This window comes from Cupriavidus sp. 05L310 (assembly GCF_056398185.1).
In genome coordinates, this window is sequence record NZ_JBFTOX010000108.1 from 1 (window position 1) to 13,541 (window position 13,541).

The following is a 13,541-nucleotide window of genomic DNA, read 5'->3' on the forward strand; positions in this document are numbered from 1 at the left end:
AATCGCCGGAGCCTCCAGCTCGACCGCGCCGGCTGCCAGCACGCCTGCTGCCTGCTGCGCCTGCTGCAGGGTGACCTGCATCGGCCCGACCCACAAGGTCAGCGCAAGCAGGCCCGCGACCGCGCGTGCCGGCACACTGCGGCGCCCCCGATCCGCCATGGAGGCATCGGGCATGCCGGCGTCTGCCGCTTGCGGATATTGCGGGTTGCACTCGGGCTGCGTGTCCGGTCGGTCGCGATACATGGTGAGTCCTGACGATGCTTTGCTTATGGCTTATTGCTTGATGCTTGATGCTTGATGCGTCTGGGTGGCGGCAGGACCGCCGACGATCGTGGGCGGCGATTGGCCCTACTGGGTGATCCTGGCCTTCGATAGCAACCGGGTGACCAGCGCGGCAGTGGCGCGCTCCAGTTCCTGGGCCTGCAGCGCTTGCTGGATGCCCGGCCTGACCGCTTCGTAGGCCGGTACCTGGGTCGCCCGCACCTCGTCGACCTTGACGAGGAAGCGGCGGTTGTTCCAGGTAATGGGCGCGGCGCTCACCGCACCGGCAGGCAATGTGGAAAGTGCCTGGGCCAGCGGCAACGGCAGGTTCTGGGTCTGTCCCTCCTGCGCCGGCGTCTTGAAGCTGGTCCAGTCCATGGCGCCACCGCTGCCCTTGGATGGCGCGAGGCTCACTGCCTGGGCCACCTTGGCGAAGTCTTCGCCGCTCTTGATACGCGCCAGGGCCGCGGTGGCGGCTTCGTCGTCGGTCACCTCGATCAGGCGGCCCTTGTATTCCTTGTCGCCAAGGCTTGCCACGATGGCGTTGTAGCGCGCCTTCACCTGCTCGTCGGTGACGGGCGCGGGCTTGATATGGTCCTTGAGCCAGGCCTGGGTCAGGATATTGTTCCTGGCCTCGCGCAGGGCCTGCTGCACGTCGGGGCGCGCTTCCAGCCCCTTGTCCCTGGCGGCTTCCTGGCGGAACAGTTCACGGGCGATCAATTGCTGCTTGACCACGTCGCGTGCCTGCGGCGCATCGGGGAGACCCATCAGCTGCAACGCCCGCGTGATCTGCTCTTCGGTAACGGCGACCCCGTTGACCGAAGCCGCGTGAGCGGCATGCAGGCCCAGCGCCAGCGCGGTGGTGACAAGGAGACGGCTGAGTTGTATTTGCATGACAAGGTCCTTGAAGATCAATAGGTCCAGTTAAAGGTGGCGAGCAGGAGCGTTGCCTTTGCCCCCAGGTAGGCGGGTTGTGCGAGCGGCACGCCCAGCAGCAGTTCACTGGTAAAGGTTTGCCTGGCCCACTGGGCCGACACGCGCAGTCCGGCGCCGGCCCCGGCGACGGACTGCCAGCGGCGCGTCGCTACGTACTGGGCCTGGCCGCCGTCGAGAAACACATATGGCTCCATGCGCATGCCGGCCAGCGCGGGCGCATTGGCCCATGCCAGCTCGTTGCGCAGGTAGGCGCCCCGATCGCCCGCGATCACACCTTCCCGGAAGCCGCGCACGGTGCTCATGCCGCCCGCATAGATCTGCTCCGAGCCGAACAGCGCGACATTGGCCCACTGGCCAACGAGCTGCGCCCGCCAGGCCAGCTGAGCGCGATCGAAAACAAGCGGCAATGGCAGTTGCAGCGTGGCGTTGGCATCCAGCTTCGTGAATTGCGCATGTGCCTCTTCCGGGCGGATGTCGGCCGGATCCCGGGTTGCATTGATGGAAGGCAAACCCCGTGACACGCCTGCTTCGGCCGTGACGTAGCCCGGCTGCCCATTGGCGGCGAAACGGCGCAGGCCGCTCCAGGCCGCCCGCAGTACGGTGAGGCGTTGCGGATCCAGTTGAAGGTTGTTGATCTCCCGCTCGCTCTTGCGGTAGGCAAGCGTCAGGTCGACGGCTTGCCGGCCGGTCTTGTCGCGGGTGAGCACGCGGTTCCAGCCCAGGGTGTGGCCAAAGCTGCGGCCGTACAGCAGCGCCGTGTCGCCAATGACGCTCTGGTACTCCGAGATCGAGCCGGTATAGCTGAAGGTGTTGTAGCCAAACGGCACCGCGGCGGACAGCACCGCGGCGTTGGTATCCGCCGTGCCGATGTAGCTGGCCGAAAACGCCTCCTGGAAGCCCAGGGCATTGTCGGCGTCCAGCCCGAGCCGCGTGCGCGAGATCCCTGTTGTACGGCTGCCGTAGTTGTCTACCCCGGCATTGAAACGGAACCGGTCGCCGGGCTGGTTGGCCAGTGCCACGACGGAACTGCCCGGTGTCCGGCCGGGCAGGATCTGCAGTTCGGCACGATTGCGGCGCAGCCGGTTGATCTGGTCGACGCCCTGCTCCAGATCCTGCAGCCGCACGGTGTCACCCGGCGCCGGGAACTGCCAGGCAGTGCCGGCATCTGTGACCAGTCCCCCACCCATCGTGTCGAACAAGCTGGAACTGGCGGGCCGGATGGCGCGCCCGTTAAGCTGGATCGATTCGAGCTTGCCCGGCACCACCGTCACGACCAGTACGCCAGTGGCAAGGTTCTGCTCCCCCAGGTAGGCGCGGGTGGTGATGTAGCCCTTGGCAACGAAGGCCTCGGTAAAACGCCGCAATAGCAGGTTGATCCGATTGGTACCGAGCGGCTTTCCCAGGAACGGCGCCGTGATGGCGCCGACATCGCTATCAGGGAGGACCGTGTTGCCCTGCACCTGGATGCGCTGGATCACAAAGGTGGTGGAGGATTCCGGTACCGCTTCGACCGGGGCGTCCGACGGCAGCAAAGGCTGAACCTCGATCTGTGCCGGCGGCTGGGTCGCCTCGCGCTCCAGATCCCGCTGGCGTTGCTCGCGCAGCAGGCGCTGGGCGGGATCCTCCGGAACGGGTACCGGTACCGGGCCCGGTGACAGCTGGCTTAGTGCCGGCATGGAGGCGAGCAGCATCGCGGCTGCCGCGATGGCATGGGGGAACGATTTGAACCCGTGCACGATCACCGCCAGAACCAGGAAGTGAGGCCGAGATGATTCTCGATGGCGACGGGATCGCGCTGGCGGGGGCGGATCACGGTAGCGGTGCCGGCGAGCGACACGTCGCCTTCGAAGCTACCGCCGTCGGTCACGGTGTCGCCCACGATACGCGTCCTGGCCGCGGCCATCCAGCTGCCGCCGACGTCCATCGCGTAGAGCCGTGCCCACGTATCGCCGAAGAAGGCCTTGAAGCCGCGGTCGCGCGCGATCGCGGTGTAACCCGTGATGCCGGTGGCATAGGTTACTGGCGCGGTGACCGTCAGGTCTCCCATCGCCCATACGCGGCCGCCCAGGTTCGCGGCCACCTTTCCTGCGTGGATATCGATATTGCCGCTGGCGGACAGCAGTCCGCCAAGCACCGTGGTCGTGGACGATGCCGAGGTGCGGCAGACGATCAGGCAGGAACGGGAATAGTGCGCGCTGCCGGTAGGCACGCCCTCCGTGCGGAACGTATCGGCGGCGCGGATGGCGAGGTTGCCGCTGTCGACCTGGAACTCCCCGCCCCGGTTGATCACGTTCCTGCCGGACAGCGTCATGCCTTTGTCCGCCTTCAGATAGGCAAGCTGTCCCGGCTGGTCCGCGTGGCCATAGTCGATATCGAAACCCGCTGTCTGCGTGGACAGCACCAGCCAACGCTTGCCGGAGGCGGCGTAGAAGGCGCGCTGTTCGTCATTGGCGCCGGCCTGCTTGGTGATGTCGTTGACAAGATCACCTGCGGCTCGCACGTTCAGGTAGCCGTTTGAAATCATGCGGGCGTGGCGGTTGATCACATCGGCGCCGGCCTGCACCACGACATCGTCATCGACGCCGAAGACGATGCCGAGCATTTGCGGAGTCGACGTGTTGAACATGCTGCCCCCCGCTCGTATGGTGACGGCACCGGCCGAAGCTGTATCGTCCGCCATGCGCGTCCGGCCCTCGATCCGGGCGCATGTATTGCGCAGATCGCCGTCGGATTGCATGACCACCCCGCCCCCGGTAGCGATCACCGAGGATTGCGTGGCAACGGAATCCAGCAAGACCGTCCCGCCATGGACGCGGATATCGGTCGCCGCCAACAGGCTGCTGTCATGCTGGGCGTAGTCCGCCGCGGCGGTGATCCTGATTCCGCCTCCGGTGGAACGCACAACAGCATCCTGCAAGACCAGGCTCTGCGCCAGCATGCCAGTGCCTGCCATGCCGTCGACATTGGTGCCGGAAAGCGCGGCGGCATCGGCCTGGATCGTGACCACGCCGCCTCGGGAAACCAGCGCGCTGCGCGAGCCGGCCCGGGTAGTCTGAAGTAGCCTCGCAGCGACCAGCAGGTTGCCCGCCGCGGTCGCCTGCGTGCCGTTCAACGAAAGGCCAGCGCCGGCATCGAACAAGCCGATGCCGCCTGTTGCCTTCAGTGTCGAGTCCGTCAGCTGGATCGGCTGGCTGTGTACCTGGCCCGTTGCGCCAATAACAAGATCGCCCGTCGAACGGGTGCCTGCGCTCAGGGCTGAGCCAGTCAGGCTGACGCGGTCCGAGATGACCTGCAGGTTGCGGCCCGCATCGATGCTGCCGGTACCCGTCAGGCCGCCGCTGCCGACCAGCACGTCCTGCCTGGCCCCGATCCTGCCCGACGCCAGTTGCAAGTCGCCCGTGCCGGACACGATGAAGTCACCCGCCGTAGCGTAGGCAGCGCCGGCGTGACGAACGCCGGCACCCTGATCGGTCACCAGGAGTTCGATACGGCCGGCACTAAGGCTGCCCGCCGCAGTAATGTCCAGCGCGATCCCTTGTCCGGCATTCAGGGCGGGGGCGGAATAGCTGATCCACTTGCTCAGATTGTCCGTGGGAGAAACGCTGGTATCGATCTCTGCCCGGCTGGTTCCGGCCACGGCCCGGATGCGGGCATTGGCGTCGTCGAAGAGATTCTCGAGCTTGCCCTCAATGCGGATCTGCTTGGCCACCAGTTCAAGGTTGAGCAAGGTGCCGGACAGCCCTTCCGGGCCGATCTCGATCGCACCCGCGCTGGTGTCGAGAACCACATTGCGCTGGAGCTGGCCGTTGGCCGCCGTGAAATCGTTGAACGATACCTGCCCGGTGGTCAGCGCGAGATTGCCAATGTTGTGCACCGACGCGCCATTTACGCTGATCCCGTTGGGATTGGCCAGAATGACATTGGCGCGCGGCCCCAGCACGCTCAATGGCCCTTCCAGAATGGAAGGATTGGTGCTGGTTACCTGATTAAGGATCGTCCGGGCGTGCGCCGCGTTGTTGTCGAGATCCACGCCGGCCCGGGGCACGTTGAAGTCGCGATAGGTATTGGTGGAGACGCCACCCACCGCCTGTGCGACGCCCACGGTGATACGGCCATTGGCACCGGTCGCCGCAGTTGTGACAGTGCCGCCGTCTGGCGTGACCCCGCCAGCCAGGCTCCAGGTGGTGGCAAACATTGTGCTAGCCGCGATAGCGGCCAAGCGCAAGCGAGGCCCACGTGCGGATGTGTTCCCAAGATCGACGAATGGTCTTGCCCAATTTCCTGCCTGCTGCACTTCATGCGCCCCGTTGAATGGCTGCGCGGACAGGGCCGTGGTCAGGCTGGAGGCGCTAATACCAAATGGATGGTGCCAACAGCGATTCGCGTCCGCCGCACTGGATCAGGGCGAAACACTAGCAGGATCGCGAAACGCTGAATATCGGATTTGTCTTATTTTGATAAATTTAACAATTCGATCTTAGGACTTGTCTGATTGACTGGTTGTGGAATTTGGTGCAAAGAAGTGGCCATGCACATGCACACAACAACCAATCCATAGGGCGAGAGCATCTTGAAGACACGTGCAAGCCGCAACGCCTGTTCCCGTGCGGGCACATCCTGCATACATCCCCGGACCTCTACATCCTCATTAATTATCAGCCGAAGGACAATGAGCCTGACTATGTCCGCGCATCCTGCTAGGCTGTCGAGGAAGGAAATCCGCAGTTACACTCACGATGACCACTACTTTCCATGGAATGAAATTGCGCTTACTCGGAAGAAGTCGTCGTTATGCATTAGGAATTCTGATAATGTGGCAGGATACATTGTCGTTCACGGCAAAATTCCTGACAATTTCAGCACTTTTATTCGGGGTTAATAATTCGATCGCTTGCAACCCGGGAGAGCACCATTACGTTCACTTTACCGATGCATCAGATGAATCGAGTGGCGCAGAGGCAGGAAAACTCGGAACGTGGATAGTTAGTTTAAAAAAATATCAAAATCATCAGATTTTTTTGGATACGCAAAACGCAAAATCGAAGAATATTCAACATAGACAACAGATTGCATCATCGGGATTATTGGACTTGCACTTCTGCATTCTTTTAATCCAAGTCGGATAACGGCCATGAATGCGCGCACGACACCCCACCAAAGTCTGGCTTGACGTATTGCGCATCACAGCCGCCAACCCAGCCGCGATGCACCGCGGCTCATCCGGCAAGACGCCCCCTGCCAGCCTGCCAGGGGGCGCGCGCCAATATGCCAGTGTTTATCGCACTACCGGGGCTGCCGAAACACCGGCAGCCGCTGCTTTCGTCACCTGCTCCATAAAGAACGCCGCGCGCAGCCTGGAAACAGCGGCTTGCGTGCTCTCGTCCACCGACTTCATCAGGTTGGCATATTCCGGCGCCTCGTCCCATTCGCCGGTCACGGGCGTGTGGACCCGTACCGGCTCATACCATTGCAGCCGGTTGGTGCGCAGATCGATCAGCTGGCCCACGAGCGAAACATAGCCCTCCGGTGCGCCAAGCGGCATGAAGCCGTAGTACTGGCGCGCCGTGCCAAGCCAGCGCGGCGCCACCAGCAGCAGCCGGTCCGCACCATATTGTTTTGCCAGCGGCCGGTAGTCCATCTCGGCGACGCCGTCTCCGGAGCCTTCTGTGAATTTCTTCAATTGCTCCATATCCAGCGGCTCAGGCACCAGCACGACCTTGATCTGACGCGACTCCAGGCCCTTCGCGAATTCCTGCGGCAGCGCCTTCACCACGGAGAAATCCTGACGCTGCAAACGCTCCACGATCGCCTGCGCGTTGGCCTTGTTGATCGCGTAGTCAAGAATCCCCTGCGCGCCGACCATGCTGTGGTTGGGCTCCGGCAGCTTTTGCACTGCCACGGCCACAGTGCTCGTCCGGTCATCGAAGAGCTTCGTGGAGGCGGGGATCGGCTTTTGCACGACAGCACAACCAGCCAGCAAACTGAGCGCCAGGAACAGCCCGGCAAGACGGATACGACCCATGATTTTCCTTGTTGATTTACGTCGTCGAACGCAGCGCTGGCGGCAACCCTCGGCCAGATTCCTCATAGCGAGGCTTGCCTAACCACGTGGTGCGTTCTCTTTTTTGCCGGTGGCGCATCCGTGCCCACGGATGGAAGGGGAAGTGAATCAAGCTACGTGAGATGGCGACGCCATTATCGACATGACTTTTCACGCCCCTCGCGTCCGCAGCCCCGGATTGGGGCGGGGATAGGCGCATCACCAGCGTCTCGTTGGTATCGGCGTCGAAGTTGGCGTCCAGTACCCCACTGAAGTCTGGCTTGACGCCTTGATCCACAATCCGCCTGCACTCGCCGCCAAGTTGGGGCGCTGCGATTCGGACAGGTTTTGTGAAATGGCGCCGGCTGTAATACGAATATTCTTAATTGGATTTGCGGAAATTTCCGATCTTCAACAATCCACGTTCGAAAGACGCCAGTCGCGCCTCGGAAACCGGCGCGCTTCGTCGCTTGCGAAAATCGGCTACGCCAACGGCTGTCTCACCTTTACCGCCACGCGTATCCGCCCTCACCCGATCACTTCACCCGCCAACTCCATCTCAAGCCAGGCCCGAAACCGCTCCACCCCAGGTCGCACCACGCTCGACGCAACAATCTGGTAGGTCGGGCCCTCTGCCACATGCTCGGGCAGGACCACCTGCAACTGCCCGCTCTTGAGCATCGGCAGCACCATCGGCGTACGCCCTATCGCAATGCCCGCCTGCTGGGCGGCGGCATTCAGCACATGCGCGTACTGCGAAAAATACAGGCACGCCTGCTTGGACGAGCGCATCAGGCCCAGGCGCTGGTACCACTGTGTCCACGACATCCAGTCAAAGCGGGCGCCGGGGTCATGGAACACCAGCAAAGGCGTATCGAGGATCTGCCGCGCCTCCGTAATGCGTGCCGCCACGGCCGGCGCGGCCACCAGCAGCAGGCGCTCTTGCAGCAGTGGGCGGGGATCGTCCCGGCCAAGCGGATGCGCGTTGAGCCGGATGGCGAGGTCGATGCCTTCGCGTTCGAGGTTGAGCATCGCTTCCGAGGCATCGATGCGAACGTCGATGCCGGGCTCGGCCGCCTGGAATCGCGCCAGCTTGGGCACCAGCCAGAGCGAGGCGAACGACGGCGTGGTGGTGACGGCGATGGAGATGCGGTCGACGGCAAGCAGGCGGTCGATAGCGGCGCCCAGCTGGCCAATTGACAAACGCGCCGCCTCAAACAGCTGGCGGCCTTCCGGTGTCAGGCTCAGGCCCTTGCCGCCGCGCAGGAACAGCGCCGCGCCAAGCACGTCCTCCAGGCTCTTGACCTGTTTGCTGACCGCCGATTGGGTGATGCAAAGCTCTTCGGCGGCGGCGGTGAAACTCAGGTGGCGCGCCGCGGATTCGAAGCCACGCAGGGCTTCCAGCGACATGGCGCGCAACGCATTGGTCGAGGCTCGGCTCAGGATTGACATGACGGCCAGGCATACCCTTGATGAAAAAGCTTCCGGGCGGCCCTGGCGGTTCCCGGCAAGAATGCAAGCACCGCTCCAGAGATTGGCGCGCTCGCCAGGAGGCTATCGTGAGCACTACGCAAGGCAACTGGATCCTCGGCCCGGACCCGCTGCGGATCCCGCTCGGAATGGGATCTTACCTGATCTGCACGGAGGGCATGGTGTGGCTCACGCAGCAGTCTGCCGCACTGGAAGCGGCTGGGCGCGACACGATACTGGCATGCGGCGATCGCTTTTGCGCCGGGCGGGAGGCGGTGGTCTTTGTTTCCAGCTTTCGCGGCCGCCCGGCACGCATCGCCGTTCGCGGAACCGCCTGACCATTTCACCTCGCCTGCACCAGCACGGAAGTCAAGACAATGAGGACAACCACGGGATGCAAACATGACCGATATTACCGACATGGCCAACGCGAAAGAGCTGGTGCAATATGAACAACTCGGCCAGCATGCATTGTTGACACTGAACCGCCCCGGCAAGCTTAACGCCCTGAGCTATCCGCTCATCGACGCGCTGATGGACAGGCTCGATGCTCTTGAGGCCGACCCTGCCGTGCGTTGTGTCATCCTTACCGGCAGCGGTACGCGCGCCTTCAGCGCGGGCGCCGACATTGCAGGCTTCGCGCCGGACATCGCGGCTTCGCCGGAACAGGCGCTGCGCAGCTTCCTGCAGCGGGGACAGGCCATGACGCGGCGCATCGAAGCCTTCCCCAAGCCGGTCATCGCGGCGGTCAACGGCCTGGCTTTCGGCGGCGGTTGCGAGACCGTGGAAGCCTGCAGCCTGGCCATCGCGGCCGGGCACGCTACCTTTGCCAAACCCGAGATCAAGCTGGGCTTCCCGCCCACCTTCGGCGGCACCCAGCGCCTGCCGCGCCATGTGGGCCGCAAGCGCGCCAATGAAATGATCCTGACAGGCGAGCCCATCGACGCGGACGCCGCGCTGCGGTTCGGCCTGGTCAATCAGGTAGTGGATGCCGCTGACCTGCTGCCCGCCTGCCTGCGGCTGGCCGACCGGATTGCGCGGCATTCATCGATTGCCGTCACCGCCTCGCTGCGCGCGGTCACGCGGGGCATCAACCTGCCGATCGACGAAGGCCTGGCGGTGGAAGCCATGCAGTTCATGATCGCCGCGGGTTCGCTCGATGCGCGCGAAGGCAGCCGCGCCTTCGTCGAAAAGCGTCCGGCGGTGTTTCGCGGGGCGTGAGCGGGCGTACCGGCCGTGGCGAAGCACTGGCGCTGGCACGCGCCGGGCTGGCAATGGCCGCTTGCAGCGCATATATTGACCAGCACAAGCGCGGCCAACTGGCCGGCCATCCGCCTCTGGCGGCGGATGGCCGGGACAGCGTGCCAAAGGAGACTGGCGATGCAAGCGGAGATGGCCGGCACGGCCGCACCCGACTCCTCCAGACTGGGCGCGGTGCTGCGCGTCACCAGCGGCAACTTCCTCGAACAGTTCGACTTCTTCCTGTTCGGCTTCTACGCCACCTATATCTCCCACGCTTTCTTTCCGGCCAATAGCGAGTTCGCCTCGCTGATGCTGACCTTCGCCGTGTTTGGCGCGGGGTTCCTGATGCGCCCGCTGGGCGCCATCATGCTGGGTGCCTATATCGACAAGGTGGGACGCCGCAAGGGACTGATCGTGACGCTGTCGCTCATGGCAAGCGGCACCATCCTGATCGCCCTCGTGCCAGGCTATGCCACCATCGGCCTGCTGGCGCCGCTGCTGGTGCTCACCGGCCGCCTGTTGCAGGGCTTCTCCGCGGGCGCCGAACTGGGCGGCGTTTCGGTCTACCTGGCTGAAATGGCAACGCCGGGCCACAAGGGCTTCTATACCGCTTGGCAGTCGGCCAGCCAGCAGATTGCCATCATCGTGGCGGCCGGGCTCGGCTTTGGCCTGAACCGCTGGCTGACCGCCGAGGAACTGGGTGCCTGGGGCTGGCGCATTCCGTTCTTTGTCGGCTGCCTGATCGTGCCTTTCCTTTTCGTGCTGCGCCGTTCGTTGCAGGAAACCGTGGAGTTCCGCGCCCGGCGGCACCATCCCAGCACGCGCGAGGTATTCGATTCCATGCTGCGCAACTGGCGCACGGTGCTGGCCGGCATGCTGCTGGTGGCAATGACCACCACCACGTTTTACCTGATCACCGTCTATACCCCGACCTTTGGCAAGACGGTGCTCAAGCTCAGCACCGCCGACAGCCTGGCAGTGACGCTGTGCGTGGGCATCTCCAACTTTCTCTGGCTGCCTGTTGGCGGCGCGCTCTCCGACCGCATCGGCCGCCGTCCTATCCTGCTGGCGATTTCGGCGATCGCCCTGGCCACAGCCTATCCCGCGCTATCGTGGCTGGCCGGCGCGCCCAGCTTCGAACGCATGCTGCTGGTGCTGCTGTGGCTCTCCTTCCTCTTTGGCATGTACAACGGCGCCATGGTGGTGGCGCTGACCGAGGTGATGCCGGTCGAGGTGCGGGTGGCGGGTTTCTCGCTGGCCTACAGCCTGGCCACGGCCGTGTTCGGCGGGTTTACGCCGGCAGTGTCGACCTACCTGATCGAGGCCACCGGCGACAAGGCCGCGCCGGGTTACTGGATGTCCTTTGCCGCTGCGTGCGGGTTGCTGGCCACCATCATCCTGTATCGCAAGGCGCGCCCCGTGGCCAAGGCATTTTGACGACAATCAGGCGCCGCAAACAGCATGATTTGGCAGCGCCGCCCCCTTGCGCACCGTTTCCGCACCGTTTCCGCACCATTTTCGCGCCGTTTGTGCACCGCACCAACCATTCCCGGCAAGCCCCTCTTCCAAAAAGCCAAATTGTCGAAGCCGGCGCAAGGCGCGACACTCCGTACCTGCAGCGGGCGCCACGGGCGCGGCGGGCAAGCCATCGCCCGCCCGGCATTGCGCCCGCCAGCCTGGCACGAGAACAAGGCAGCATGCCAGCCACGCGATAAGCAGGAACACCCCGAGAGCCGCAACGGCAGCCCTATGTCACCGACAAGCACTGACTTCACCCCCCTCGCCGCCTTGGTCGACGCTCAAGCCGCGCTACGGCCGCGGCACCCGGCCGTGGTGCTGGACCAGCGCAGCATTGACTTCGCCGGCCTGAACCGGCTCGCCGACCGCGTCGCCGCCGCGCTGCAGCGCGATGGTGTGCCGGCGCGGGGGGCCGTGGCCATCTGCGCGGCAACCTCGATCGAATACGTCGCCGCCTTCCTCGGCATCCTGCGCGCCGGCGTGGCGGTGGCGCCGCTGTCCCCGGCCCTGAACCCGGAGACGCTGCGCGGCATGGTGCAGGATTCGGGGGCGCGCCGGCTGTTTATCGACGCCGGCACGCGCAGCGCCTTGCAAGGGCTGGAAGCCGAACTCGGGATTCCTTGCATCGCGCTGGACGACAGCGGCGCGGGCCTGGCCTTCACGGAGTGGCTGGCACCCCCGGACGCGCGCCCGGCGAGCGTCGACGTGCAGCCCGACTGGCCCTTCAACCTGATCTACTCGTCCGGCACCACCGGCGTGCCCAAGGGCATCATCCAGCCCTTCGGCATGCGCTCGTCGCACGTGCAGCGCGCCACCCAGGGCGGTTACGGCCCCGACAGCGTGGCGCTGCTATCGACCCCGCTGTACTCCAACACCACGCTGGTCAGCCTGTTTCCCACCTTGTCGCTGGGCGGCACCGTGGTGCTGATGCGCAAGTTCGACGCCGGCCAGTATCTCGAACTGGCGGCCAGGCACCGTGTCACCCACACCATGCTGGTGCCGGTGCAGTACCAGCGCATCCTGGCGCACCCGGATTTCGCCCGCACCGACTTGTCGTCGTTCCGCTACAAGTTTTGCACCAGCGCGCCCTTCGCCGCCGCACTGAAGGCTGAAGTGCTGGCACGCTGGCCCGGCGCGCTGATCGAGTACTACGGCATGACCGAGGGCGGCGGGCGGTGCGAGCTGCGCGCGCATGAACATCCGGACAAATTGCACACGGTCGGGCGCCCTTCCGCGGATACGGATATGCGGCTGCTGGACGACGATGGCCGGGAGTTGCCGGCCGATGCGCCGGCCGGCACGCCGGGCGAGATCGTCGGGCACTCGCCCGCGATGATGTCCGGCTACCACAATCATCCGGAGAAGACCGCGGAGGCCGAGTGGTTCGATGCCGCCGGCAAGCGCTTCATCCGCACGGGCGATGTCGGTTACTTCGATGCCGACGGCTTTCTCGTCCTGATGGACCGCAAGAAGGACATGGTCATCTCGGGTGGCTTCAATATCTATCCGAGCGATATCGAGGCGGTATTGCTGGAACATGCGGACATCGCCGACGCGGCCGTGGTCGGCGTGCCCTCGGAGCGCTGGGGCGAAACGCCGGTGGCCTTCGTGGTGCTGCAGCCGGGCGCCACGTCCGATACAGCCGGACTGCTGGACTGGGTCAACGGGCGGCTCGAAAAAATGCAGCGGCTTGCCGCACTGGTGTTGACGGACGAACTGCCGCGCAACGCTATCGGTAAAGTGCTCAAGCGCGACTTGCGCGAACAGTACGGGCGCGCGCCCTGAACGCGAAGCACGCCGCGACAAGCAAGAACGCGAGGCATCTGTTTTAATCATTTCGCCGGTTCGATGATTCGATGATTCGATGTTTCATTGATTCGACGATTGCAGGACAACAAAGTACCCCGAACAACCAGGGAGACCCATGAGCATCAAAGGCAAGGCATATATCGTCGGGGCCTACGAGCACCCGACCCGCAAGGCACCGGACAAGACCGTCGCGCAACTGCACGCCGAGTGCGCCAAGGGCGCGCTGGAGGACGCAGGACTCAGCCTGCAGGACGTGGATGGCTAT

At 64.3% G+C, this 13,541-nt stretch carries 11 protein-coding genes and 1 pseudogene; 6 read left to right on the plus strand and 6 right to left on the minus strand.

The window, feature by feature from the left end; translation table 11 throughout:
* The 4 genes from AC1DS6_RS41235 to AC1DS6_RS41250 all read right to left on the minus strand — a co-directional run.
* Window positions 1-243: hypothetical protein (locus AC1DS6_RS41235; protein WP_477104666.1), on the minus strand; the 243-nt coding region annotated here is incomplete at its 3' end.
* A 105-nt stretch (window positions 244-348) separates the two neighbouring features.
* Complete coding sequence (locus AC1DS6_RS41240) at window positions 349-1,155, minus strand: peptidylprolyl isomerase (RefSeq protein WP_477104667.1); 807 nt, start codon at window positions 1,153-1,155, stop codon at window positions 349-351.
* Window positions 1,156-1,172: 17 nt separating this feature from the next.
* A complete protein-coding gene (locus AC1DS6_RS41245; RefSeq protein ID WP_477104672.1) occupies window positions 1,173-2,888 on the minus strand; it encodes a ShlB/FhaC/HecB family hemolysin secretion/activation protein in 1,716 nt (571 codons plus the stop codon).
* Between the two features lie 47 nt (window positions 2,889-2,935).
* The gene (locus AC1DS6_RS41250) at window positions 2,936-5,392 is read right to left on the minus strand and encodes a two-partner secretion domain-containing protein (RefSeq protein WP_477104668.1); all 2,457 of its coding nucleotides are present in this window, start codon (window positions 5,390-5,392) and stop codon (window positions 2,936-2,938) included.
* 541 nt (window positions 5,393-5,933) lie between these two features.
* On the opposite strand from AC1DS6_RS41250, the gene AC1DS6_RS41255 reads away from it, so the two are divergent.
* Window positions 5,934-6,323, plus strand: coding sequence for a hypothetical protein (locus tag AC1DS6_RS41255; protein WP_477104669.1), 390 nt, complete (start codon window positions 5,934-5,936; stop codon window positions 6,321-6,323).
* A gap of 149 nt (window positions 6,324-6,472) precedes the next feature.
* Here AC1DS6_RS41255 and AC1DS6_RS41260 read toward each other — a convergent pair whose 3' ends face one another.
* Both AC1DS6_RS41260 and AC1DS6_RS41265 read right to left on the minus strand, forming a co-directional pair.
* Window positions 6,473-7,285 carry a hypothetical protein gene (locus AC1DS6_RS41260; RefSeq protein ID WP_441636611.1) on the minus strand — a complete coding sequence of 271 codons (813 nt, stop codon included), beginning with the start codon at window positions 7,283-7,285 and terminating at the stop codon, window positions 6,473-6,475.
* A gap of 480 nt (window positions 7,286-7,765) precedes the next feature.
* Window positions 7,766-8,689 carry a LysR substrate-binding domain-containing protein gene (locus tag AC1DS6_RS41265; RefSeq protein WP_441636613.1) on the minus strand — a complete coding sequence of 308 codons (924 nt, stop codon included), beginning with the start codon at window positions 8,687-8,689 and terminating at the stop codon, window positions 7,766-7,768.
* Window positions 8,690-8,796: 107 nt separating this feature from the next.
* On the opposite strand from AC1DS6_RS41265, the gene AC1DS6_RS41270 reads away from it, so the two are divergent.
* The 5 genes and pseudogenes from AC1DS6_RS41270 to AC1DS6_RS41290 all read left to right on the plus strand — a co-directional run.
* Window positions 8,797-9,045, plus strand: a complete 249-nt coding sequence (locus tag AC1DS6_RS41270) for a DUF2917 domain-containing protein (RefSeq protein ID WP_441636615.1) — start codon at window positions 8,797-8,799, stop codon at window positions 9,043-9,045.
* 64 nt (window positions 9,046-9,109) lie between these two features.
* On the plus strand, window positions 9,110-9,928 hold the full coding sequence (locus tag AC1DS6_RS41275) for a crotonase/enoyl-CoA hydratase family protein (RefSeq protein ID WP_477104670.1): 819 nt from the start codon (window positions 9,110-9,112) through the stop codon (window positions 9,926-9,928).
* Between the two features lie 159 nt (window positions 9,929-10,087).
* The gene (gene tcuC / locus AC1DS6_RS41280; protein ID WP_441636618.1) at window positions 10,088-11,386 is read left to right on the plus strand and encodes an MFS transporter; all 1,299 of its coding nucleotides are present in this window, start codon (window positions 10,088-10,090) and stop codon (window positions 11,384-11,386) included.
* Between the two features lie 312 nt (window positions 11,387-11,698).
* Window positions 11,699-13,252: a class I adenylate-forming enzyme family protein gene (locus AC1DS6_RS41285; protein ID WP_477104671.1), complete on the plus strand. Its 1,554-nt coding sequence runs from the start codon at window positions 11,699-11,701 to the stop codon at window positions 13,250-13,252.
* 139 nt (window positions 13,253-13,391) lie between these two features.
* Window positions 13,392-13,541: pseudogene (locus tag AC1DS6_RS41290) on the plus strand (thiolase domain-containing protein); the annotation flags it as partial.